General features: G+C 62.3%; 20 protein-coding genes and 5 tRNA genes. 17 read left to right on the forward strand and 8 right to left on the reverse strand.

The features are described from left to right. Nucleotides 1-205: 205 nt before the first annotated feature. The 7 genes from KW821_RS09740 to yjjG all read left to right on the forward strand — a co-directional run bounded on the left by KW821_RS09740 (nt 206) and on the right by yjjG (nt 3386). Nucleotides 206-282 (forward strand) — tRNA-Met (locus KW821_RS09740). Nucleotides 283-391: 109 nt separating this feature from the next. Further along, nucleotides 392-468 (forward strand) — tRNA-Met (locus KW821_RS09745). 109 nt (nt 469-577) lie between these two features. Beyond that, nucleotides 578-654 (forward strand) — tRNA-Met (locus KW821_RS09750). A gap of 109 nt (nt 655-763) precedes the next feature. Further along, nucleotides 764-840: transfer RNA gene (locus KW821_RS09755), tRNA-Met, on the forward strand. A 109-nt stretch (nt 841-949) separates the two neighbouring features. After that, nucleotides 950-1026 (forward strand) — tRNA-Met (locus tag KW821_RS09760). Between the two features lie 148 nt (nt 1027-1174). Further along, on the forward strand, nt 1175-2665 hold the full coding sequence (locus KW821_RS09765; RefSeq protein ID WP_218291299.1) for a leucyl aminopeptidase family protein: 1491 nt from the start codon (nt 1175-1177) through the stop codon (nt 2663-2665). Between the two features lie 37 nt (nt 2666-2702). Beyond that, the gene (gene yjjG / locus KW821_RS09770) at nt 2703-3386 is read left to right on the forward strand and encodes a pyrimidine 5'-nucleotidase (RefSeq protein ID WP_218291300.1); all 684 of its coding nucleotides are present in this window, start codon (nt 2703-2705) and stop codon (nt 3384-3386) included. Between the two features lie 67 nt (nt 3387-3453). Here the strand turns inward: yjjG and KW821_RS09775 are convergent, their stop codons facing one another. From KW821_RS09775 to elyC, 4 genes are all read right to left on the reverse strand, one after another. Further along, nucleotides 3454-4710, reverse strand: coding sequence for an amidohydrolase (locus KW821_RS09775; RefSeq protein WP_218291301.1), 1257 nt, complete (start codon nt 4708-4710; stop codon nt 3454-3456). Nucleotides 4711-5929: 1219 nt separating this feature from the next. Next, complete coding sequence (gene pfkA / locus KW821_RS09780) at nt 5930-6901, reverse strand: 6-phosphofructokinase (protein WP_042652255.1); 972 nt, start codon at nt 6899-6901, stop codon at nt 5930-5932. Nucleotides 6902-7044: 143 nt separating this feature from the next. Next, on the reverse strand, nt 7045-7800 hold the full coding sequence (tpiA, locus tag KW821_RS09785) for a triose-phosphate isomerase (protein WP_218291302.1): 756 nt from the start codon (nt 7798-7800) through the stop codon (nt 7045-7047). A gap of 135 nt (nt 7801-7935) precedes the next feature. Beyond that, entirely contained in the window at nt 7936-8706 is a 771-nt protein-coding gene (gene elyC, locus KW821_RS09790; protein WP_218291303.1) for an envelope biogenesis factor ElyC, read from the reverse strand. Between the two features lie 130 nt (nt 8707-8836). On the opposite strand from elyC, the gene cmoM reads away from it, so the two are divergent. The 8 genes from cmoM (at nt 8837) to KW821_RS09830 (ending at nt 18923) form a co-directional block, all read left to right on the forward strand. Beyond that, nucleotides 8837-9613 carry a tRNA uridine 5-oxyacetic acid(34) methyltransferase CmoM gene (gene cmoM / locus KW821_RS09795; RefSeq protein ID WP_218291304.1) on the forward strand — a complete coding sequence of 259 codons (777 nt, stop codon included), beginning with the start codon at nt 8837-8839 and terminating at the stop codon, nt 9611-9613. A gap of 233 nt (nt 9614-9846) precedes the next feature. Beyond that, nucleotides 9847-11166, forward strand: coding sequence for a chromosome partition protein MukF (gene mukF, locus KW821_RS09800; RefSeq protein ID WP_042652251.1), 1320 nt, complete (start codon nt 9847-9849; stop codon nt 11164-11166). Beyond that, complete coding sequence (gene mukE / locus KW821_RS09805) at nt 11147-11884, forward strand: chromosome partition protein MukE (protein WP_218291305.1); 738 nt, start codon at nt 11147-11149, stop codon at nt 11882-11884. Before mukF ends, mukE begins: the two co-directional genes overlap by 20 nt. 63 nt (nt 11885-11947) lie before the next feature. Next, entirely contained in the window at nt 11948-16375 is a 4428-nt protein-coding gene (gene mukB / locus KW821_RS09810; RefSeq protein ID WP_218291306.1) for a chromosome partition protein MukB, read from the forward strand. A gap of 147 nt (nt 16376-16522) precedes the next feature. Then, nucleotides 16523-16912 carry a septal ring lytic transglycosylase RlpA family protein gene (locus tag KW821_RS09815; protein ID WP_218291307.1) on the forward strand — a complete coding sequence of 130 codons (390 nt, stop codon included), beginning with the start codon at nt 16523-16525 and terminating at the stop codon, nt 16910-16912. A 185-nt stretch (nt 16913-17097) separates the two neighbouring features. Next, a complete protein-coding gene (locus KW821_RS09820; RefSeq protein ID WP_218291308.1) occupies nt 17098-17571 on the forward strand; it encodes a cupin domain-containing protein in 474 nt (157 codons plus the stop codon). 391 nt (nt 17572-17962) lie between these two features. Next, entirely contained in the window at nt 17963-18271 is a 309-nt protein-coding gene (locus KW821_RS09825; protein WP_218291309.1) for a putative quinol monooxygenase, read from the forward strand. Nucleotides 18272-18431: 160 nt separating this feature from the next. Next, entirely contained in the window at nt 18432-18923 is a 492-nt protein-coding gene (locus KW821_RS09830; RefSeq protein ID WP_218291310.1) for a histidine phosphatase family protein, read from the forward strand. A gap of 105 nt (nt 18924-19028) precedes the next feature. Here KW821_RS09830 and KW821_RS09835 read toward each other — a convergent pair whose 3' ends face one another. Continuing rightward, the gene (locus KW821_RS09835; RefSeq protein ID WP_218291311.1) at nt 19029-19481 is read right to left on the reverse strand and encodes a hypothetical protein; all 453 of its coding nucleotides are present in this window, start codon (nt 19479-19481) and stop codon (nt 19029-19031) included. A 189-nt stretch (nt 19482-19670) separates the two neighbouring features. Next, complete coding sequence (locus KW821_RS09840) at nt 19671-19874, reverse strand: hypothetical protein (RefSeq protein ID WP_218291312.1); 204 nt, start codon at nt 19872-19874, stop codon at nt 19671-19673. A 241-nt stretch (nt 19875-20115) separates the two neighbouring features. Between KW821_RS09840 and KW821_RS09845 the strand changes: the two genes are divergently transcribed. Continuing rightward, nucleotides 20116-20973, forward strand: a complete 858-nt coding sequence (locus KW821_RS09845) for a PhzF family phenazine biosynthesis protein (RefSeq protein WP_218291313.1) — start codon at nt 20116-20118, stop codon at nt 20971-20973. 112 nt (nt 20974-21085) lie between these two features. Here KW821_RS09845 and KW821_RS09850 read toward each other — a convergent pair whose 3' ends face one another. Together KW821_RS09850 and KW821_RS09855 are read right to left on the reverse strand one after the other, a co-directional pair. Continuing rightward, nucleotides 21086-21721: a LysE family translocator gene (locus KW821_RS09850; RefSeq protein WP_218291314.1), complete on the reverse strand. Its 636-nt coding sequence runs from the start codon at nt 21719-21721 to the stop codon at nt 21086-21088. A gap of 619 nt (nt 21722-22340) precedes the next feature. After that, complete coding sequence (locus tag KW821_RS09855) at nt 22341-22919, reverse strand: alkylphosphonate utilization protein (RefSeq protein WP_218291315.1); 579 nt, start codon at nt 22917-22919, stop codon at nt 22341-22343. Between the two features lie 231 nt (nt 22920-23150). Between KW821_RS09855 and KW821_RS09860 the strand changes: the two genes are divergently transcribed. Beyond that, a complete protein-coding gene (locus KW821_RS09860) occupies nt 23151-24368 on the forward strand; it encodes a methyltransferase (protein ID WP_256353417.1) in 1218 nt (405 codons plus the stop codon). Nucleotides 24369-24497 lie beyond the last annotated feature (129 nt).

Here is a 24497-nt window from a genome sequence, read left to right on the forward strand (position 1 = left end):
AAAGGCGCACCGCCGGCGTGGATCGGCTGTCAGATATAGAGAGGGGGCAGAGCTCCCTGCGGGGCAGGGCATTAGCTAGCTGACTGAAAAAACTACGGTTTGTTGCAAAAGAACACAACATATGGCGGTTTCATCCCCTAATGCACTTTTTTTAGGATAATTACTTGCAATCTCAGCGCTGGCGCCTATTATTGGCGACCTCAGACGCGGGGTGGAGCAGCTCGGTAGCTCGTCGGGCTCATAACCCGAAGGTCGTCAGTTCAAATCTGGCCCCCGCAACCAACTATTTGTCCTCATGGCACGGCTTCGGTCGCTGCGGTGAGACGAAGACGCAAGGTACCCCTGCTCGGTACCCTGCGGGATAGGTCCGGTAACGGACAAACAATTCGGACGCGGGGTGGAGCAGCTCGGTAGCTCGTCGGGCTCATAACCCGAAGGTCGTCAGTTCAAATCTGGCCCCCGCAACCAACTATTTGTTCTCATGGCAAGGCTTCGGTCGCTGCGGTGAGACGAAGACGCAAGGTACTACTGCTCGGTACCCTGTGGGATAGGTCCGGTAACGGACAAACAATTCGGACGCGGGGTGGAGCAGCTCGGTAGCTCGTCGGGCTCATAACCCGAAGGTCGTCAGTTCAAATCTGGCCCCCGCAACCAACTATTTGTCCTCGTGGCACGGCTTCGGTCGCTGCGGTGAGACGAAGACGCAAGGTACCTCTGCTCGGTACTCTGCGGGATAGGTCCGGTGACGGACAAACAATTCGGACGCGGGGTGGAGCAGCTCGGTAGCTCGTCGGGCTCATAACCCGAAGGTCGTCAGTTCAAATCTGGCCCCCGCAACCAACTATTTGTATTCATGGCACGGCGCAGGTCGCTGCGGTGAGGCGAAGACGCAAGGTACTTCTGCTCGGTACCCTGTGGGATAGGTCCGGCAACGGACAAACAATTCGGACGCGGGGTGGAGCAGCTCGGTAGCTCGTCGGGCTCATAACCCGAAGGTCGTCAGTTCAAATCTGGCCCCCGCAACCAACTTTTCATGTTATCCCCCCCCCTGTTTTTCCTCTCTGAACTCATATTCTATCATCCTGATCTTGAACATTAATTTTCAAGCTACTGGTCGTCGCCAGCCCTTGTTCGGTATCATCGTGACCTCTGTTCATGGATGAGGCCGCTTCCTATGCTGCAACTCTTCAGTTATCTCCCTCCCAAGATTGACATCCAGACCACTAGCCTTGACGAGGTGATGGCAAGCCAGGCGCAGATCAAGCTGCTGCTGGTCGCCGACACCGAGCGCAGCACCCTGCTGGCGCAACCCGCCTTCGCCGGGGTCGCGGCCCAGCTCGCCCTTGGCCAGAAGGCCCCCTATCGGCTGGCCGACGGCCAGGGCCTGCAGCTGGTGATCTTCGTGGATCCCAAGCCAACCCTGGATCATCGGCTCTACAAACTGGCCCGCTCCTGGGTCGCTCCCCTGGCCGGCCTCAAGGTGGAGCAGTTGGCGCTGCATCTTGAGGGATTCGACGACGCCAGCCGGGCCCTGCTGGCCGAGCTGGTGCTCTCGGCGCTGCTCGCGGCCAATGTGCCGCTGCCAACCCACAAGCAGCGCAGCGAGGAGCCCACGAGCTACCGGCACCTGATGGTGTCACCCGCGTGCGAGCTCGATCTGGCCCGGATCCATGCCGAGGCGCAAGGCAATGGCCTGGCCCGTCATCTTGCCGTGCTGCCGGCCTCCGATCTGACCCCCCGTAGCTACCGGGCCTGGGCGCAGCAGCTGGCGCAGCAGGAGGGCTGGCAGTGGCAGGAGTTCGATGAGGCCGAACTCGCCAGACTCGGCGCCGGCGCCTTCCTGGCGGTGGCCAGGGGATCGGCAGACAACCAGGCCGCCATCGTCAAGCTCAGCTATTGCCCGGCCAAGGCGGAGCGCCGGTTGGCGCTGGTGGGCAAGGGGATCTGCCACGACTCCGGGGGCTACAACCTCAAGGTCGGCGGCAGCATGTATGGCATGCATTTGGACATGGGGGGCAGCGCCGTGGCGCTGGGCACCCTCTATGCAATCAGCCGGGCCAAGCTGCCCTACGAGGTGCACTGCTGGCTTGCCATCGCCGAGAACCACATAGGCCCGCTGGCCTACAAACCCGGGGAGGTGGTGACCGCCATCAACGGTACCACCATAGAGGTGGTCGACACCGATGCCGAGGGGCGCATGGTGCTGGCGGATACCCTGGCCATGGCGGTGCAGGACGAGCCGGACCTGCTGATCGACTACGCGACTCTCACCGGTGCCTGCAAGCGGGCGCTCGGCAGCCGTTACAGCGGCGCCTTTACCAACAGACCCCAGTGGCTCGGCGAGTTGATAAGCCTGGGCCAGTGCAGCGGCGAGCGTGTCTGGCCCTTCCCGCTGGACGAGGATTACGATGACAACCTCGATAGCGAATGGGCCGATCTGCTACAGTGTGCGCCGGGTGCGTCACCGGATCACATCGATGCTGCCCGCTTCCTCAGCCGTTTCGTGCCCGAGCAGACCCCCTGGTTGCACCTCGACCTGAGCGGTTTTCGCAACAAGGGGGGCAATGGTGTGGTCAGCAGCGAGGTGACCGGATTCGGGGTCAGATTGACGCTGGATCTGCTCGACGGCCCGCTGGGGCGGCGCCTCGATGATCGAGATGCATGAGCAAGCAACCTAAGCAAGACAACGAATGAGGACAAGCGTGAAACAACCAAGTTATGACTGGGTGCTGTTCGATCTGGACGAAACCCTGCTCGATTTCCCGGTCGCCCAGGCCCTGGAGCAGACCCTGCAGATCTACGGGGTGACACCCAGCGCGCCCAAGATGGCGCAATATCACGAGCTGAACCACAGACTGTGGCAGCAGTACAACTCCGGCGAGATAGACGCCACCCATCTGCAGCAGACTCGCTTCTCGCTGTTTGCCGAGCAGGTGGATGTGGCGCCCATGGCGATGAACGACACCTTCCTGCAGCAGATCATCGCCCTGAGCATGCCGCTGGAGGGGGTGGTCGAGACCCTGGAGGCGCTCCTGCAGGGCCAAGTGAGGATGGGGATCATCACCAATGGCTTCAGCCTGCCCCAGCGTGGTCGCCTCAGCAAGCTGGGCTGGGACGACTGGTTCGAGCCGCTGATCATCTCCGACGAGGTGAATGTGACCAAGCCGGCCGCCGCCATCTTCCAGCATGCGCTCGAGCTGATGGGGCAACCGAGCCCGGCGCGAGTGCTAATGGTGGGGGACAATCCCAAGACCGACATCGCCGGCGCCGCGGCGCAGGGGCTGGCCACCTGCTGGTACAACCCGGCGCGCCAGCAGGTGGCGTGCGAGGCGACCCACGAGATCCATCACTTCGCCCACCTCTTCGCCATAGTGCTGGGACAATGAGGCACCGGCTCCTCGCCAGCCACAAAAAAGGCAGCCCTTGGGCTGCCTTTTTTCATCTTCGTATTTCTCAGGTGCCGAGGCGGCTGAGCAACCAGGCTTCGAGCAGGTCGACCCCGTGGCTCAGCACGGTTTCATCGAAGTCGAATTCCGGATGGTGGTGGGGCGCCGCCAGATCGGCCCCCAGGATCAGATAGGCGGCCTCGCCGCCGCTGCGCTGCACCCGCTCGATGAGGAAGCCGGCATCCTCGCTGGCGCCGAAGCGGCGGCTGTGGATGATCTCGAGTTGGAGCGCCTGTGCCAGCGGCACTATCTCCTCGAGCAGGGCCGGGCTGTTCTCGATGCCGATGGCTTCCCCCTGCTTGCGGATGAGGTAGGTCGTGCCCTGCATCAGGGCGGCCCCTTCCACTATCTGCTGCACCTGGCCAAACATGTAGTTGTTAAGCTCAGGGGACGCGCCTCGGGTCTCCCCCTGCAGGCGGGCATGGCCAGGGATCACGTTGCGGCCGCTACCGCCGCTGAGCTGACCTATGTTGATGCGGGTCATGCCATCCCGGTGGCGGGGGATGCCGAGCATGGCGGTGGTGGCCATGCAGGCCGCAGCCAGCGCATTGCTGCCCGCGTTGGGCTCGAGCCCAGCGTGGGCGGCACGGCCCATAAACTCCACATCGAACTTGGTGGAGCAGAGGAACTCGGTCGGGTTGACCACCAGTTCGCCACTCTTGGCATGAATGCCGATATGCAGCGCCAGCAGGGCATCCACGTCGTCGAGCTGACCGCCCGCCGCCAGTGCCTTGCCACCGCGGCAACCCTCCTCGGCAGGCTGGAAGAACAGCTTGATGCGCCCGTTGAGCCGCTCGGCCAGGGCTTTGATCCGCTCGGCCAGCACCAGACCGATGGCGGTGTGGCCATCGTGGGCACAGGCGTGCATCCAGCCCGGGTTGTGAGACTGCCACCCCTCTTGGCTGGGGGGATGCAGCTCTCCCTGGCCCTCATTCACTTCTACCGCGTCTATGTCGAAGCGAAACGCCAGGGTAGGGCCCGGTCGGCCGCTCTCCCAGAGTCCCATCACGCCCGTTATCTCTTCGATACGGGCCAGCCAGTCGGGGTGTGCACCCTGGCGCAGGGCGCGCTCCTTCTGGGCCGCGACGTCGATCTCCCGCCCCATGATGAGGTTGCTGGCCAGCAGCTGGTCACCCAGCATGACGGAGAAACCGAGTTCAGAGAGGTGATGAGCGATGAGGGAGCTGGTTCTAAATTCACACCAGGCCGCTTCGGGCAGACGATGAAGATCACGGCGCCAATGGCGCAGAGCATCTTGGGTCATGGTAATTCCTGCATGGCTAGTCCAGCAGATATTGTGACGGGCAGGGGAGCAAGAGTAAATCCCGTCGGCAGAAATGCAACAAGGGGAGCATGAGGCTCCCCTTGTTGGCGATGGCTTGATCGTAAAACATGCGCAGATTGACTATAAAGGCCGATTCGTCTGCATATTCAGATCAGTGGCACCAAAAACATATTCTGTGAGTGATTAGCCAGCATCCAGGCCTTGATGGCGTTCAGACCATGTCATTCTCTGGGCAATCAACCGACTCAAAGCTGTGCCAGTGACGGCAGAGAGACGGCAACCAGAGTGAAAAACACGGTAAATACGGCGGTAACAACGAACTCTTTCATTATTTTGTCTCCCTTCACTGACTAATGATGGGATCAAGATACCATAACGGCCTGGTAAAACAATGATAAATGTATTTATGTGGCAGTTTTATTGCAAGATAAGAATAAGGCGTCTTTTTTACAATTTTGAGGTCACTTTATCACCATGGTGATAAGGTGGGGGATGCGCATGTCATCTGCATGGTATTATTTGTAGTAAATACATGGCATTACGTTTTTGTGTGGTGATTTTTTTATGGGTTTTATATGGGGCTTTTATTGGGTTTCATAAGTTTTCTCGCCTAAAACCCTCCGTTACTGCGTCTGGAGATGTCGCCATGGAGGCGTTGGCTTGCCTGGATGCACTATATGACTTATCCAGCCACTTTTCCTCTCTATCCTGTCTCTTACCCCAGTCATGGCAGTGCCTTAACGTCACCTCCTGGCAGCGTTTTCACAATTCATGGTTCAAAACAGGGGGAATATCGCCTTGGCCAAGAGAAAATCTGGCAGCGGTGGGTGCTTGTTACCCCCCTATCTGGCTGTAATGGAGGCTGCTGGCGGCGCCTTGCCGGGGGAGGGATCTAGGGACGGGGACCCGGTGCCAGCGAGCCGGATGACGGGCAGAGGCTCTCACAGTATTAGGGGCGTGGCTGGCCACGGCGATCGACCTCAGTGAGACAGTCAGAGCAGAGTAAAACGTGTCATGGGCGCTGAGTGACCCTTGCTGGGGATAAGCCTGAGGTCAGGTCCCGTGCCTCCATGTCTTCGGGAGTGCTGGGCGCGGAGGTGTGGCACCGAAGGGGCCGACGGCCAGCCGCCACGGACATATAAAAAAACCCTCCGGCGGAGGGTTTTTGTCACAGCAACCTGTATCAGCGCTATCTGGCTTAGAACAGAGTGGTGGAGAGGTCGTACAGCTCCTGATCGAACGGGCGCTTGAGGTTCTCGATGCAGTCGATGATGTCGTGGTGCACCATCTCGTTGCCCTGGATACCGACGCAGCGGCCACCCTGGCCGGCCAGCAGTTGCTCGACGGCGAAGGCGCCCATGCGGCTGGACATGATGCGATCGCGGGCGGTCGGCGAGCCGCCGCGCTGGATGTGGCCCAGGATGGTGGCGCGGGTCTCGCGACCGGTCATGGCCTCGATGTCCTTGGCCAGGGCGTTCACGTCGGTGACGTGCTCACAGATGGTGATGATGGCGTGCTTCTTGCCTTTGGCTTCGCCTTCCTTGATCTGTTGCAGCAGCTTGTCCTTGTCGAAGGTCACTTCCGGCACTATCACATACTCGGCACCGCCGGCCACGGCGGCAGACATGGCCAGATCGCCACAGTGGCGGCCCATGATCTCGACCACAGAGATGCGGTGGTGGGAGCTGCAGGTGTCGCGCAGACGGTCGATGGCATCCACTACCACGTTCAGTGCGGTATCGAAGCCGATGGTGAAGTCGGTACCGGCGATGTCGTTGTCGATGGTGCCCGGCAGGCCGATGCAGGGGAAGCCCTCTTCGGTCAGCTTCTTGGCACCCATGTAGGAGCCGTCACCGCCGATCACCACCAAGGCGTCGATGCCGTGTTTTTTCAGGTTCTCGATCGCCTCGGCCCGGACTTTCGGATCTTTGAAGGCGGGGAAACGGGCAGAGCCGAGGAAGGTACCACCGCGGTTAACCACGTCGGAGACGCTGTGGCGCTCCAGCTTGACGATCCTGTCCTGATGCAGACCGAGGTAGCCATCATAGATGCCGTAGACTTCCAGGCCATGATGCAGACCGGCGCGCACCACGGCGCGGATGGCTGCGTTCATACCCGGTGCGTCACCACCACTGGTCAAAACACCAATACGTTTGATTTGCTTGGTCATGAGTGCCTCTGGATCTGAGTTGTCAAAAATCTGTATCTGAAAATGGGGTCAGCCATGTTTACTATATCGGCTTTCCTATGGAATGCGGACACCATAGGAAAGCGATATACCAGAGAGGGGCCAGGCCCCTCTCTGTGCATCACTTACTGGGCAGCGCCAGCGATGATCTGGGAGAAGTCGTCCACTTTCAGGGACGCACCACCCACCAGGCCACCGTCGATGTCCGGCTGACCGAACAGATCGGCAGCGGTGGCACCGGTGACGGAGCCGCCGTACAGGATCTGGACCTTGGCAGCCACGGCCGCGTCAAAGCCAGCCAGATACTGACGGATGTGAGCGTGGACGGACTGGGCGATCTCCGGGGTGGCAGTCTTGCCAGTGCCGATGGCCCATACCGGCTCGTAAGCCACCACGGCCTTGCTGAAGGAGGCGATGCCACAGCGATCGATCACGGCTTTCAGCTGGGTCTCGACCACGGTATTGGTGGTACCGGCTTCGAACTGAGCCAGGGTCTCACCGATGCAGAGCACGGGGATCAGATCGGCTTTCTGGATGACTTCGTACTTGGCAGCCACCACGTCGTCGGTCTCTGCGTGCAGGGTGCGGCGCTCGCTGTGGCCGACCAGGGAGTAGGTGCAGCCGAAGGCTTTCAGCATGGAGGGGGCGTTCTCGCCGGTGAAGGCACCAGACTCGTGAAGGTCGGCATTCTGGGCACCGTAGGCGATCTTGCTGCCGGCGGTCAGTTGCTCAACCAGGCCCAAAAAGATAACCGGCGGGCAGACGGCGACTTGCACAGAAGGATGAGCGGCAGCAGCCGGGGTCAGTCCTTTGATCAGAGCTTCTACAGAAGCCTTGGTGCCGTTCAGTTTCCAGTTACCCATTACCAGGTGCTGTCTCATCTTGTAACTCTCCTAGGCATTTGATTGCGCGACATTATATGAATTGAACCGAGCCCAAGATAGCTGACCCGGCGGCAAATGACGTAATTTTTTTTCGCTTTCCTGATCCAAATCAGGAATGCAAGAGCCGATCGCTCATTCGTTAGCCTGCCCCCGCAAACGGGCCCACCATACCCCAATCCACTCGTGAATGGCAGCCTCGGAATACATCAGATAACGCCCCTTGGGCAGGTAACTGTAGAGGGGTTGCGGTTGCTGGCTCTGCTTGGCGGTATAGTCGGTGGGGGCCGGCACCGCATCGAGTCCCTGGCCGCGGTAGAGCGCCATGGCCCGCGGCAGATGGGTGGCCGAGCTCACCAGCGCCACCCGCTTGCCCTTGAGATAACGACTGATGCTGACCGCCTCGTCATGGGTGTCTTTGTTGTTTTCAAACAACGTCATTCGGGATCTGTCTATCCCTAAGCTCTGCGCCATGAGGGCGTTGACCTCGGCGTTGGACAAGGGATCCCCCGCCACATAACCGGAGAAGATGAGCTGCGCCTGGGGATAAGCCAGGGCCAGCCGCACCCCCTCCAGGGTTCGCGCCTGGGCGATGTTGTTCTGCCAGCTGCGCATGGGCACGGCGGGATCGCTCACGTGGCCGTTGCCGAGCACGACGATGGCGTCGATGTCCGGGTGCAGGCTTGTCTCGAAGGGCGGGAAGGTCTGCTCCAGCGGGCGGGCCAGCTCGTAGCTTACCGGCCGCATCCCCATCAGGGTGATCAGCAGCAGCGCGCAGGTGGCCAGCAGCTTGCCGGTCTTCTGGAAGCGGGTGAACCAGAGCAGCAGCAGCGCCAACAGCAATAAGGAGAGGGAGAAGGGCAGCGGCATCAGCAGCTGACCCAGCCATTTTTTTAGCTCAAACACTGTGGTGTCGTCCTTGAGTTTTCAGCAGATCCGGGATGTGACAGAATACCCCTCTTTTTTCCTGTGGCCCAACCCTCTGTGCTCCCATCCCGTGAGCCGACGGACAGGTGTGGCCGAAGATGAGTCTGCCTTGAAGCAAGATCAGAGTTTTGACGGACGCGCCGACAAGTTCGCCCGCAACATTTACGACTCCACCAAGGGGCGCATCCGTACCACTGTGGTGTGGAGCGACATCGAAGCCTGCCTGGCCCGACTCGGCAACCGGCCGCTGCGGATCCTGGATGCGGGGGGCGGCTTTGGCTACTTCGCCCAGAAGCTGGCGGCCATGGGTCACCAGGTGGAGCTGTGCGATCTGTCGGCGGAGATGCTGGAACTGGCCCGGGTCCAGATCGCCGAGAAGGGGCTTGAAGACAGAATTCGTCTCATCCAGTGCCCCATCCAGGATCTGAAACAGCACGTGAGCGGAACCTTTGATCTGGTGCTCTGTCATGCTGTGCTGGAGTGGCTCGCCGAGCCGCGCCAGACCCTGCTCGGTCTGTTCCCTTTCGTCAATGCAGGGGGCATACTGTCGCTGCTTTTTTACAACCGTCATGGCTTGCTGTTCCAGAGCCTGGTGGTGGGCAATTTCGACTATGTGCGGCTCGGCCTTCGCAAGAAGCGTCAGACCGCATTGACCCCCACCAATCCGCAGTTGCCGGAACAGGTATACGACTGGATAGGGCGAGGGGGGCTCAAGATCATCGGCAAGACGGGGGTGCGGGTCATCCACGACTACATGCGCCACAAGCAGGATCAGGTCGAGAAGTTCGATGATCTGCTGGCCATGGAGCTGCAGTACTGCCGCCAGGAGCCCTTCGTGTCGCTCGGCCGTTACATTCATGTGATGGCGCAGAAGCCGACCGGCTGACACCTCGATGCGGGGAGGAGGGCGCAGGACGCTCGCCGGCGCCGTCGAGGGCCTGCGGTCGTCTCGCTCAAGACCCCATGTTGACGATGCACAAGCCAAGCAGCCATGTCCGGTTTTTATGCTAGCGGGATCTAGCTGCCAGGGGTCGCCCGCGCACCCTTGGCCCATACCAGCGCGAGCGGAAACGGCGCCCCGTGCCAGCCCCTCGCCGATAACAACGAGATGATAACGTCATGATGAGTACATCCCGTACCCTGCCCGAGACGGTGGGATGGGTCAGACAGGAAGGTCTGGCCTTGAGCCTGCCCACCGACCGGCTGGCCTTTCTGATCGCGATCAAGACCCTGTCCGAGGACGAGTCTGATCTCTCGGAGGCCGCGCTGCACGATGCCTTCGGTTACGTGAGCAGCGCCTTCGGCCAGATGGACGAGACCCAGAGCGGTCGCGCCAACAACGCCATCAACGATCTCATTCGCCAGCAACTGCTGTCGCGCTTCAACACCGACATGGTGGCGGGGGAGAGCCTCTACCGCCTGTCGCGCCTGGGGGTGAGCATCGTCGACTTCTTCATGGATCAGCGCCAGGTTGACTCCATCAAGCTCTCCATCCTGCTCGAACACCTGGCGGCCGAACTCGACACCGCCCGCGAGGCGGCGCTCGAGACCAATACCCGCGAACAGTGGGACGCCGAGGTGCTGCCCAGGCTCAGCTTCTCACTTGAGGAGACCCTGGGGCGCATCGATCTCACCCAGCGCGCCATGGACGAGCAGCAGAATCAGGTCAAGAGCGAGATAGCGGCCCTGCTGACCCAGAACTGGGTCGACGCCATCCACAGCTGCGAGAAGCTGCTGCACGAGACCGGCCAGACCCTGCGCGAGCTGCAGGACACCCTGGACGCCGCCGGCCACCGGCTGCAGGAGGGGCTGCTCAACATTCAGGAGGCGGCCCAGGGGCGCGAGGATCTGTTCCACGTCGAGGAGCTGACCCATGCCCTGCAGGGGCGCCTCGACGTCATCACCTCTTGGGGCCAGCAGTGCATCGAGCTGTGGGCCCGCTACGACAGACACGTCCACAAGTTCATCCGCAACGCCATCGACATGGACAAGAACCGCGCCTTCAGCCAGCGGCTGCGCGACTCCATCCGCAACTTCGAGCAGCACAGCTGGCTGCTGCGCATCGCCGAGGAGCCCCGCCTGCTGGAGCTGCGGGACGAAACCATCGCCATCCACGACGAGGAGGTCACCGGCGAGGTGCCGCTCGAGATGGAATACCTGGAGATGGTGGACATCAACCAGGAGCTGGCGGAGCGCATCGATCGCTACCTCGCCCGCTACCCCGAGCAGAGCTCGCGACTGGACTTGGCCGACGTGCTGCGGGAGTACCTGCTGGATTACCCGGCCCATGCCCATTTCGACGTGGCCCGTCTCTTGATAGACCAGGCCGTGCGCCTCGGCCATGCCAGCGGTGAGCGCGAGCTTCACCAGCAACCCGCATGGAAACCCATTAACCAAGCTGGATCCAAGGTTCAGGCCTATGTCATTGATCAATACTGAGTTTCCCTTGCCGCTGCGGCTCGCAGAGGCCATCGCCAACCCCTTGTTTCCGCGCATCGACACCGCCTTGCGCTCGGGCCGCCACCTCAGTGCCGACGATTTCGAACAGCACTCCATGCTGGTGGAGTATCACGGCGAGCTGGAGATCTTCTACGGCCGCTATCAGGTCGAGCTCATCAAGGCACCGGAGGGCTTCTTCTACCTGCGCCCGCGCCCCAGCGCCGACATCGGCACCACTGTCCTGTCCGAGCTCGACATGCTGGTGGGCAAGGTGCTCTGCTACCTGTTCCTGAGCCCGGACCGGCTCGCCTCTGAAGGGGTGTTCGCCATGGGCGAGCTGCAAGAGGAGGTGCTGAGCCTGGCGGACGAGAAGCAGCTGCTGCGCATGGTCAACAGCCGCTCCGGCGGCACCGATCTGGACAAGAAGAAGCTGCTGGAGAAGATCCGCACCTCCATGCGCCGGTTGCGCCGCCTTGGCATGATCACGGCGCTCGGCAACGGCGACAAGTTCAGGGTCAACGAGTCGGTGTTCCGCTTCGCCGCCGATGTGCGCTCCGACGAGGATCCCCGCGCCGTGCAGCTGCGCATGATCCAGGAGGGGGAGGCCATCTTCCACGACGACGAGATGCCGAGCAGCGACTCGCTGTTTGAGGATATAGAGGCGGATCTCGATGAAGAGCAGCTCGAGCTGGAGGTTGAGAATGACCCGCAACGTTAAAATTCTGGCCCTGATGGAGCCGACTGGTTTGATTGAACTTACTGGTTTGATGGAGAAAATGGCGTGAGAGGCAAATTTAAATCCCTGACCATGGTCAACTGGAATGGCTTCTTTGCCCGCACCTTCGATCTCGACCAGCTGGTGACCACCCTCTCCGGCGGTAACGGCGCCGGCAAGTCCACCACCATGGCGGCCTTTATCGCGGCCCTGATCCCGGATCAGTCTCTGCTCCACTTCCGCAACACCACAGAGGCGGGATCGAGCAGTGCCTCCCGCGACAAGGGGCTCTACGGCAAGCTGCAGCGGGGCCACTGCTACTCGGTACTCGAGGTGATGAACAGCCGCGAGCAGCGGATCTGGGTCGGCGTGCACCTGGAGCAGGTCGCCAACCGCGACAACAAGGTCAACATCACCCCCTTCGCCCTGGTAGACGTGCCCGAGGGGCTGGCGCCCACCGATCTGCTGCTGGAAAAACTCCAGGACGGCAAGGGGCGGGTGCGCGCCTTCGCCGATCTGAAGGGGGCCGCCGCCGAGCTTGGTGCCATGAAGGTCGCCAAGTTCAATACGGTGACCGACTATCACAACTTCATGTTCGAGTTCGGCATCACCCCGAAGAAGCTGCGCGACCAGAAGGATCGCGGCAAGTTCTATCGACTGATCGAAGCCTCCCTCTACGGCGGCATCTCCTCGTCCATCAGCCGCTCCCTGCGGGAATACCTGTTGCCGGAGAACTCAGGCGTGCGCAAGGCGTTCCAGGACATGGAGGCGGCCATCTACGAGAACCGCCGCACCCTGGAAGCCATCAAGGAGACGCAGGGTCAACGGGATCTGTTCAAGAACCTGATCACCGAGACCACCCACTACGTGGCGGCGGACTATGTACGCAACGCCGCCGAGAAGAATCGCCTCTCCGAGCTGGCCCTCAAGGCCCGGGCTGAGCTCGCTGGCAAGCGCCGGCTGCTGGCCGAGGAGAAGCAGCGCGCCATCTATCTGGCCGACGAGGTGGAGCAGCTCACCAATCGTGAGAAGCTCTTGACCGACGAGCTGGAATCCGCCGCCGAGCACCTGGCCAAGGTGATGGCCGCCGTCAGCCTGCAGAAGAAGATCGAGTTGTATCGCGCCGATCTGGCGGATCTCAACGACAAGCTCGAGCAGCAGCAGGCGGTGGTGGAGGAGATCCACAGCCAGCTGCTGGAGGTGGAGGAGCGCAAGGAGCTGGCCCAAGCCGAGGTGGATAGCCTCAAGACCCAGCTCGCCGACTATCAGCAGGCGCTGGACATCCAGCAGACCCGCGCCATCCAGTACCGCCAGGCGGTGCAGGCGCTGGACAGTGCCCGCGAGCAGTGCGAGCTGCCGGGGCTGAGCGCCGAACAGGCGAGCGACACCCTGCATCAGTTCCGCGCCGTCGAGCAGAGCCTCACCAGCCGAGTACTGGGGGCCGAGCAGCAGCTGGCCCTGGCCAAGGCTGCGGTGGCCGAGCACCAGGCCGCGCTGACGCTGCTGCTCAGCATTGCCCCCGAGACCGCCCGCGAGGCCGCCTGGCCCAACGCCCAGGCCCTGCTCAAGCGCCACATCGAAGACAAGGCCCGCATCGCACAGGGGCAGGGGCTGCGCGCCGCCCTGGCCCGCCTGGAGAAGGAGAGCGAGAGCCAGAAGGCCCTGTTCAAGCTGCGCGATGAGCTGGCCCAGGCTTCTGGCCAGCAGATCGCCAGCGGCGACGAGCTGGAGATCTTCCTCGAGGCCCAGCGCACCCGTCAGGAAGAGCTGAGCGATCAGCAGAGCGATCTGAGCCAGCGTCGCGCCAGCCTGGAGCATCAGGGCGTCCAGCTGGGCCGCGACATCGGCGATCTCACCAAGCTGGCCCCGCGCTGGCTGAAATCCTTCGAGAAGCTCGAGCAGCTGCGCGAACAGAGTGGCTTAGCCTTGGCCAGCGCCGAGGCACTCTCCGCTGGCATGCAGACCGTGCTCGACAAGGAGCGCGAGTTCGAGCAGGAGAGCAACCGTATCCAGGCCCGGAAACAGGGGCTTGAGCTGCAGATCCGCAACCTGCAGCTGGGGGCAGGGGAGGCGGATCCGCGCCTCGCCCGCATCGCCGAGCAGGTGGGGGGCGTGCTGCTCTCCGATGTCTATGACGACATCTCCATCGACGATGCCCCTTACTACTCCGCCCTCTACGGCCCGGCGCGCAGCGCCCTGGTGGTACTGGATCTGGAAGGGGCCATAGAGCGGCTGAAGAAGCTGGAAGATTGCCCCGAGGATATCTACCTCATCCAGGGCAACCCCGACTCCTTCGACGAGGATCTGGTGGAGGCGGACGAGCTCGGCGACGCCGTGCTGGTGCGCAGCAGCAAGCGTCAGGTGCGCTTCTCCCGCTACCCGGAATTGCCGCTGTTCGGCCGCGCCGCCCGTGAGAAACGCATCGAACAGCTCGATCTGGAACGCGAAAATCTGATCGAGGGCTACGCCAAGGCCGCCTTCGAGCAGCAGAAGTATCACCGCCTCTACGGTCACTTCCGCGACTTCATCGGCCAGCACCTGGATATTGCCTTCCGGCCGGATCCCGAGGCCGAGGTACAGGCCAAGCAGGCCGAGCAGCGCAAGCTGCAGGCAACCATAGCCGAGTGTGACAAGCAGCTTGGCGAGGCCAAGGCGGCGGGCGCCCAGCTGACCCGCTATATCCAGCTGGTGCAGGCCATGCTGCCCTTCGCCCACCTGTTTGCGGAAGGGGATCTGGCCGCGCGGCTCGAGGCCGCCCACGCCGATGTGGCGAGCCTGAAACAGGCCGAAGCCTTTATCGGCAAGCACGGCAAGGCGCTCGAGAGGCTCGAGACACTTGTGCAGGTGCTGCGCCAGGATCCCCAGGATCTCGCCGCCCTGCAGGCCGCGTTCGACGAGGTGAACGAGCAGCTCGCCGAGCAGAAGCGCCGCGCCTATGCGCTGGATCAGCTGGTGGCCCGTCTGCCGCACTTCGCCTATCAGGACGCCCAGGACCTGCTCGGCAAGGCCTCCGAGATGAGCGAGCGCTTGAAAGAGAAGCTCAAGGCCGCCGAGCTGGCCGCCCGCACCGCCGGCGAGCAGCACAAGCAGATTGCCCAGCGCCACACCGAGGCGCTGCAGCTGCGCACCGCGCTGCACTCCAGCGTCGAGGCCAAGCGCCAGACCCTGAACGAGTTCGAGCAGGAGCTGGCCGCCATGGGGCTGACCCTCAGCGCCGACATGGAGGAGAAGTCCCGCGCCCACAAGAAAGAGATCGAAGAGCTGCTCATCCGCACCCGCTCCCGTCGCACCAGCGCCGAGGCCCAGCTGCAGGTATGCAAGCGCGAGATTGAATCCCTGGGGGGGCGTCTCAAGCTGGAGGGCAAGGACTACTTTGGTGCTCGCAAATCCCTGGTGGGCCACAAGGCGAGCTGGTCGCGGGTGGTACGGCTGGCGCGGGAGACCGACGTCGAGAAGCGCCTCAACAAGCGCGAGCTGGCCTATCTCGACAGCGACGAGCTGCGCTCCATGTCCGACAAGGCGCTTGGCGCCCTGCGGGTGGCGGTGGCCCACGACGAGGCGCTGCGCGATGCGCTGCGCCTCTCCGAAGGTAACCGCAGCACGGAGCAGAAGGTCGCCTTCTACGTGCAGGTCTACCGTTACCTCAAGGATCGCATCCGCAACGACATCATCCGCTCGGACGATCCGGTGGAGGCCATCGAGGAGATGGAGATCGAGCTGGCCCGTCTCGCCGACGAGCTCAAGCAGCGGGAAACCCATCTGTCGCTCTCCTCCCACGAGGTGGCGGCCAAGATCACCAACATCATCCGCCGCGAACAGAACCGCATCAGGGTGCTGAACCAGGGGCTGCAGAACATCGCCTTCGGGCTGGTGCGCGGGGTGCGCCTCAACGTCAATATCCGCGAGGCTCACACTCGCCTGCTGACCGCGCTGGCGGATCAGAGCGCCATGCACAACGATCTGTTCGCCGACAAGGAGCTCAGCTTCTCCGAGGCCATGGCCAAGTTGTTCCAGCGCCTGAACCCGCAGATAGAGCAGGGGGAGCGCAGCTACCAGGTGATGGGGGATGTGCTGCTCGACTATCGCAACTACCTGGAGCTGGAGATCGAGGTGCAGCGTGGCGCCGACGGCTGGCTGCGGGCGGAGAGCGGTGCGCTCTCCACCGGCGAGGCGATCGGTACCGGCCAGGCCATCCTGCTGATGGTGCTGATCAGCTGGGAGGAGGAGTCCCGCCGCCTGCGCGGCAAGGACATAGCTCCCTGCCGTCTGCTGTTCCTGGACGAGGCGGCGCGCCTGGATGGCAAGTCCATCGCCACCCTGTTCGAGCTGTGCGAGCGGCAGGACATGCAGCTGCTGATCGCCGCCCCGGAGAACATCAGCCCCGAGAAGGGCACCACCTACAAGCTCATCCGCAAGGTGCAGGGCAAGCACGAGCACGTGCACGTGGTGGGCCTGCGCGGCTTCGGTTTCGCCGATGACAAGCTGATCGCCTGACAGAGGCTGACGGAGCAATACGCAAAACGGGAGGCTGGGCCTCCCGTTTTATATGGGAAATATGCGAGAGTGGGCGCCTTAATCGGTGATGAAGCATCGACGAGCAGGCCAGACATTAGGCCCCATACACAGTCGAGGAAATACGGAATGAAGAGGAGCGTGCGAAGCGTCCTGCTGTTGGCATTCAGCCTGCTGCTGGCGGCCTGTAGCAGCCAGCCGGAAGCCGGCAAGGGCGGCAACTGGCACGGCTATAGCCAGACCGGGCTGGCGTCCTACTATGCCGACCGTTATCACAACAAGAGGACGGCCAGTGGCGAGCCCTACAAGAACAACGCGAACACGGCGGCCCATATGACGCTACCCTTCGGCTCCATGGTGAGGGTGACCAACGTCGCCAACGGCAAGAGCGTGGTGGTGCGGGTAAATGACAGGGGCAACTTCCCGAGGGGGCGGGTCATCGATCTCTCCAGGGCGGCGTTCAGCAGCATAGGCAACCTCAGATCCGGCCTTATCAAGGTCAAGCTCGAAGTCATGTAGGGGCTGCAGGGTCAATCAGCGCTGCCCATTGCAGCGCTGGCAGAAACGCCGGTTAGGCCTCATGTCACGACGCTTCGCATTGACAGAAACTAAAGCCGGACTCTAACTGTGGGGTGAGCGATGGCCGAGTCTGTGACTCGGCTTGTCGGTAACCCTTGCCAGCGCACAGAGACGGAGGAATCGAGATGGCTGACCACAGGCCCGTTCACCTAACCCAGATCCCGGTACAGGGGGCCAAGTCCCTCTATCCAGAACCCTTCGCCTCCCTGGTCAGGCACCGCACCAGGCGCAGATTGGGGGATCACTTCGGTCTCACCAACTTTGGCGTCAACTTCACGACCCTGGCGCCGGGGGCCATCTCGGCGCTCAAGCATCATCACTCCAGACAGGATGAGTTCATCTACATCCTCTCGGGGACCCCCACGCTAGTCCATGGTGATGAGGAGTTCCCGATGTCGCCGGGGGATTGCATCGGTTTCAAGGCCAGCAGTGGCCTGGCTCACCAGCTGTTGAACAGATCCTCCGCAGACGTAACCTACCTTGAAGTCGGCGACAGACTGCCTGCCGATACGGTCGAATACCCCGATGACGATCTGGCCCTGGTACAAGGCGCCGATGGCGCCTGGTCTGCCCTGCATAAAGACGGCATGCCTTACTGAGGGCGGCATAGAGAGCCAGGAGGCTGGGTGTGGGCCCAGATTACCGAACCGATGGGCAACGGCGCCGCTCGTGCCTGTGAAGACTGCAGGCCAAGGAGTTGAATGTGCGAGTCGGTGATCAGCGGCTGGCTCTGGTGCGAAAGCCTCGATGGCTCGGTCGCAGGCTTCCCTTCAGGAGGCTTGGGTGCACTCACAGTCCCGGGACCTGCCTTCCGTGTTGCTCTCAGATTTGTTTAATAGAGCGAACAGTCTGTCCATATTGTCTGTCTATACGCATCAATAGCCTGCTCTTACACTGCGTCTCATGTCGAAGGATGCGCCCTTGGCTCGCTGACAAGCCGCTGTGATGGGCATCCTTTGCCAATGAATTTCTTGATAACGGAGTGTGGTGATGAAGATGAGATCGGACAAGATAGTGTCGATTGCAGTGCTCAAAGCCAGGGCCGGGATGAGGGAGCGCTTGCGGCGCGAGCTGCTCAAGCTTATCGAGCCCACGCGCCTGGAGCCGGGCAACCTGGATTATGTGCTGTTCGAGTTGCAGGAGGAGCCGGGGACCTTCTATATGCGCGAGGCCTTCGTCAATCAGGGCGCCCTGGATGCCCATTGCGCGACCGACTATTTTCAGGCCTTTGCCTGCCAGGCCGAGGAGTTGCTGGCGGAGCCCCTGCGGCTGATCTTGATGGAAGAGGTGAGCCCATAACTCGTCCCCTTGGCCGAGTGAGACCTTTCATTGGCCATCCCCGGGTGGCTTTCATCCAGGACCCCGCAACTTCGCCATCAGCGGGTGTCACTGAGTGACGGACTGAGCCATGCTTGCCCTCAACAGAGGATGGCGATACGAAAGCCATCGGGGAGGGACAATGGAGAGAACGCTGTTGCTGGTGCGCCATGCCAAGTCGAGCTGGGAGGAGGTTGCCCTGTCTGACAGGGCGAGGCCGCTGGCCAGGCGCGGTCAGCGTGACGCCCCCCTGATGGGCAAGCGGCTGGCAAAGGCCGGGGTCAAGCCCGACGCCATACTGTCGAGCCCCGCCTGCCGGGCGCTGTCGACGGCGAACATCATCGCCGAGGCGCTCGATTTCCGGGCCAAGAGCATCCTCGTCGATGAGCGGCTCTATGCCAGCGACGTCGAGACCCTGCTGGCGGTGATAGGGGAGCTTGGCGATCCCCTGAGGTGCGTGATGCTGTTTGGCCACAACCCCGAGTTCACCGACCTTGCCCATCGCTTCTCCGGCAAGATCACCCGGATGCCGACCTGTGCGGTCGTCCAGTTCACCTTTGACGCGGCCTCATGGTCGGCCATCGCCGGGCTAAAGCCTGTTAGGGTCCTGTTCGACTATCCGAAACAGGGGTAGGGGAAGAGGAGGGCTGCCACTCACCGTGGCGACAGGGGGCAAGGAATGGCAAGAGATAAAACAAGAAGGGGAACCCAGGCTCCCCTTCACGTCCGGTTATGTCGCTTATTTGGCTGCGATTGGCCCCTTTGTGCCTGCATCGTTATCGACCCAGCCATCCTCGCCCTTGATACGACGATCCCCCTGGATGGTGTAGATGATCATGCCGTCCTTGAACACCAGGGCCCCATCGGATTTCTTGGCACTGACCTTCTTGTCGTTGACCCAGACCTGATCCTTGTCATCGATGCGGATAATGGCCACTGTGGCGCCCGTTTCGGGGAAGGTGGCGACCCAGTTGCCGGTGTAGGGGCTGCCACTGGTGGCGGCCACGGGGGCATCACCAAACCCGGCGGCGGCGTTCTCCGCCTTGGTCTTGTGAATGTCGCAGCCCTGGGCCTCGGTGACCTGTGTACAGCCGGAGTGCTCCAGCTGCTGAGCGTATTTTGCGTTGATGGCATGAGCCGGGGCCATGCCAAGCAGGGTCAGGGTTACGATCAGAGCAGCATTCCTGGACATAGTGAATCCCTCAAAATGTGAGTCTTTCCGGTTCATCGCAGCCTTGACTGCCATGAGAAACAGCCTGTGTTCGCGGCAATATCCTGGGGGCGAGATGGCAGGCCTGTTTCACGTTAGCACCTGGAATAGGGCTCGCACAGGGGACCGGCAAACAGGTGCAATCCATCTGGTGCCCATTAATCAGCTGGCTCAGCTCTGGGGCACCCTCACGCCCTTATCGAGATAGAGGCTGCTGTAGTGGGCGCGGTGGCTGACAAACATCACCTGATGGCGGCTGCCGTCGGAGAGGATGACGAAGTCGCCGGCCTGGGCGGGGCTTTGCAGGATGATGTCGTGTTCGGGGGCCGTCAGTTTGTCGACCTCCTCCTTGAAGCTGAGGGTGTAAGAATACATATGGCACTCCAGATCGGCTCATATACAGACACTGTGATCACACTCTAGCCGCCTGTGCCAGGATCTGCGGCGCCCAACCGACACCTGTGCGGCAGTTAATTTAACGGCTAAGCTGGGCCTGTTTTGCTGGTGTCACACATAGCTTTCTTCGCGCACCAGGCCAGTGGCCACATACGGGGCCAGCGTGGCGACAGCGCGAGGGGAGCCCGGTATTCTTTCGACATAAGAACAGGGAGTGATCATGATGGATCTGTTAACTGAGCTGGTGCGGATCGCCGCGTTTTCCGACGGTCCACAAGGGGGCAATCCCGCCGGGGTCTGGACTGGTGCCAGCCTGCCCGGGGCAGAGGAGATGCAACGCATCGCCGCCGAGGTGGGCTTCTCGGAGACGGCCTTCGCCGCCCCGCTGCAACCCGGTGAGTTGACCCGCTGGCGGGTGCGTTACTTCTCGCCCGAGGCCGAGGTGCCCTTCTGCGGTCATGCCACCATCGCCCTCGGGGTGGCGCTGGCGCACCGTTTCGGGGCAGGGGACTATGCGCTGAACCTCAGTCAGAGCGATATTCGGGTCTCTGGCTGGCAGGATGAGGCCGGACAATGGCAGGCGGCGCTGCAGTCACCGCCGACCCGGAGTCAACCGGCATCCGCCGATCTGGTGCGTGAGGCCTTGGCGCTGTTTGGCTATGGCGCGGCGGATCTGGATCCTCGGATCCCGCCTGCCTTGATCCATGGCGGTGCCGACCACCTGCTGCTGGCCTTAAATAGCCGCACCGCGCTCAGTGCCATGCACTATGAGCTGGCCCAGGGGCGCATCCTGATGCGTCGAGAGGGGTTGGTGACCATATTGCTTGGCTACGCAGCGGAAGATCGGCTGTTCCACACTCGCAACCCCTTCGCCTATGGGGGCGTCTATGAAGATCCCGCCACCGGTGCGGCGACGGCGGCGTTCGCGGGATATCTGCGGGATCTGCACTGGCCCCATGGCGGCGCCATCGACATCGAACAGGGGGAAGACATGGGCATGCCGTCGCGGCTACACGCCGAGATCCCGGCCGAAGCCGGCAGTGCGATCAGGGTGTCCGGCCGGGCGCGGTGGATGTGATGGTTGGGCGGGCCTATGGCGCTGGTCTGCTGTATCGGCAGAGGATGGAAGGGGGGAGATAAAGCCCCAGGGAGAAGAGTTCAGCCCCTGAGCAGGGGCTGACGGGGTGCGCTCAGGGCCGACCGCTTAACAGGATGGCGCCGCCCAGAGAGATGAAGATCCCCCCCGTGATACGGCTAAACAGACGCTGGCTGCGCCCCGGCTTGAAGTAGTTGCCGGCGCGTCTGGCCAGGGCCACGTAGCAGAGGTGCACCAGGCTGACGATGACGCAGATGGTCAGGTACATGGTCAGGAACTGGATCGGCAGCGGGCTCTGGTGATCGAGAAACTGGGGCAGCAGAGCGCAGAGGAAGATGATGGTCTTGGGGTTGCTGGCCGAGACCAGAAACGCCTCGCGCAGCAGGGAGGCGTCACTCCTTGTGCTCATGGTTCGGCCAGGCAGGGCAACCTCCTGGTTCCCCGCCTTGGCGCTTCGCAGCGCCTTGTAGCCGAGGTAGATGAGATAACCACCACCCGCCAGCTTGAGGGCGATAAACAGGGGTGGCAGCGTCTGCAGCAGGGCGCCCACGCCCATGGCGACCAGGAAGATGAGGATGGCCTGGCAGAACAGATTCGCGCTGATGGAGAGCAGGGCCGAGCGCCAGCCGAGTTGCAGCCCGTTCTTGATCACCAGCAGCACATTGGGGCCCGGGGTCAGGGTCGCCAGCAGATAGGCCAGCAGAAACAACATCCATGTATCCAGATTCATGATATTTCCCTTGTGAAAAAGTCATGATGCCGTGTGCCGGGGGCACCGTCCAGCGGCTTCTATCGCGGCCCTGTGGCGACTTGGATTGCTCGCCGCCTGTTGGAACGGCGCCGAACACCAGAAGGAAGGGATAGGTGAGGCATCCGGTTATCCAAAGCATAAAAAACCGCCTGATGGCGGTTTTTTTATGGTGCCGGCCCTTATTTCAGGGACTTCTTCAGCTTCTTGATCTTGCCTTCGTGCTTGGCAATCTTCTCCTGGCGGGCGGCGATTTTCTTCTTGACGTCTTTCTTGCTGGCTTTGGCCATCGGTAGTGCTCCTTGTTACGAGAGGGACATCATGAGGTCATGATGTCTTGGATCTGTCCATGGACGACCCAGAGTGCCACAGGGTTTCCATATGAGCTAGTGCTCAGTGACACCGGGTGTCGGCATTATCCCCTGGCGGGGCGACACACCCCAGCGGATGTTGTTGCACACTCAGCGGGGCTGGTTTGCAGGATAGCCCAGTTTCCGGCTCGCGCCACCCTCGCCGCGACACCATCTGGCCGGCGGCCGGATACAAAAAAGGCGCCCCTGGGGGCGCCTCTTGCATCATCCGACAAACCAGCCGATGGGGATCAGGCCTTCTTCAGATAGGCCGCGACCAGCACGATCTGCACGCCGTTGACCTTGCCTTCGATATGCAGCGGGTTGTTGGTCAGGCGGATGCCCTTGACCAGGGTGCCACGCTTGGCGGTGAAGCCGCCGCCCTTGACGTCCAGATCCTTGATCAGGGTGACGGCGTCCCCCTCCTGCAGCACGGCGCCGTTGGAGTCGACGGTCGGCACGCTGTCGTCATCCTCGCTCGCGACGCCCGCCTCGGCCCAGGTCTTGGTCTCTTCTTCCATGTACATCATGTCCAGCATGTCCTGGGCCCAGAGCTCACCCCGGGCGGACAGCGCCTTCAACTGGCGCCATGCCATCACCTGCACCGCCGGCACCTGGCTCCACATGCTGTCACCCAGGCAGCGCCAGTGGTTGACCTCCAGGGTGTCCGGTTGCTCCAGCTGACCACGACAGGTATCGCACAGGGCCAGGCTGTGATCATCGTCACTGGCGGGGGAGTGTGGCACCGGGAAGGCGGTCAGCGCATGTTCTGCTCCACACAGCTCACACTTGGCGTCCGCACGCGCTTGCAGGATGGCATTGATGGTCATGTTTTGGTTCCGTTCATATGGGTAAAACGACCCGCCGGGGCGAGTCGCGCTAATGAGGGGGCGGAATATAGCACAAAACCCCGTTCTTTGTCAGGCTAACGCCAGCGCTGATGGCGGCGGGTCAGAGGCGCGCCGGTATTCAGGGGGAGGCGGTCTGACCCCTGGCCCGCGACCACCAGCCTGCACTGAGGAGTGCTTTTTGGCGGAGGATCGCTAGAATGAGCCTCTTTTTTGAATTGCAGGACAACCATCGCCGTGCTGGCTCAACGTTTTCAACAACTGGATCGCTTGCTGACCGAGACCCGGCGCTGGTGGCAATATCAGCCCTATCACCACCTGACGCTCGCCTTCGCCGACGAGGCGCCGGCACTGGCCGCGCGGCTCAACGCCATGTCCCTCGCGCAGCTCAATGAGCTCGATGGCGACATGGCGGCGCTGTGCGCGCTGCTCGCCCCCTGGATCCCGGCGGGGGCGGCGCTGCACGGCTTGAGCGAGCTTGAGCGCTTCCTCCCCGAGCCCATTCAGTGTGCCAGGGAGATGGCGATGCACATGCCGGGGCGCAAGCAGGCGCAGATAGAGGCATTTTGCGGCAACCTGCCCCCCCATCAGGGGCCCTATCTGGAGTGGTGCGCAGGCAAGGGCCATCTGGGACGGCTGGTCTCCCTGCATAGAGGCGCCGAGATCCTGAGCCTGGAGCTGCAAGGTCAGCTCTGCGAGGAGGGGCGCCGACTGGCGTCCCGGGATGGCGCTCGCATGCAGTTTATTGAGGCCGATGCCTTCGCCGCCGAGTCGGGGGCGCTTATCGCCGAGCAGCATCACGCCATGGCGCTGCACGCCTGCGGCGAGCTGCACACCCATTTGCTGGAGCGGGTGGTCGAACGCGGTGCCCGCGGGGTCACCGTCTCTCCCTGCTGTTATCACCTGATCCGCGGCAGCCACTATCGCCCCCTGTCCACGGCCGCCCAGGCCAGCGATCTGCAACTGACCAAGGCTGACTTGCGCCTGCCGTTGCAGGAGACGGTGACCGCCGGCGCCCGCATCTCCCGCTTGCGCGAGCTGGAGGTGGTGTGGCGCCTCGCGTTCGACTGCCTGCAGCGCCATCTGCGCGGGGTGGATGAGTACCTGCCGGTGCCCAACATGCAAAAGAGCCTGCTCACCGGCAGCTTCGAGGCATTTTGCGCCTGGGCAGCGCAGCGCAAGGGGCTCATCCTGCCGGCTGGGCTCGATCTGGCCGCGTTTCTGGCCATGGGGGAGGCGCGCTACGGCGATGTCGCCCGCATGGAGCTGGTGCGCCACCTGTTCCGCCGTCCGCTCGAGATCTGGCTGGCGCTGGATCGCGCGCTCTTCTTGCAGGAGCAGGGGTATCAGGTCGAGGTGGGGGAGTTTTGCGACAAGCCTATGACCCCCCGCAACATCCTGATCCGCGCGGTGCGCCAGCAGATGAGCTGAGGGCGTTGCCGCCCTGGAGGCGTCGTCACTCACAGTGCTTCCTATAGAGCCCGATAGCCAGCGCCTTGATGACGCGGGCGTTGGCTCGCCCGGAGGGCGGCCCGGTTATTATGGTTTCTTGCCCGCCTG

It is taken from the genome of Aeromonas sp. sif2416 (genome assembly GCF_019218665.1).
Classification (GTDB): domain Bacteria; phylum Pseudomonadota; class Gammaproteobacteria; order Enterobacterales; family Aeromonadaceae; genus Aeromonas; species Aeromonas encheleia.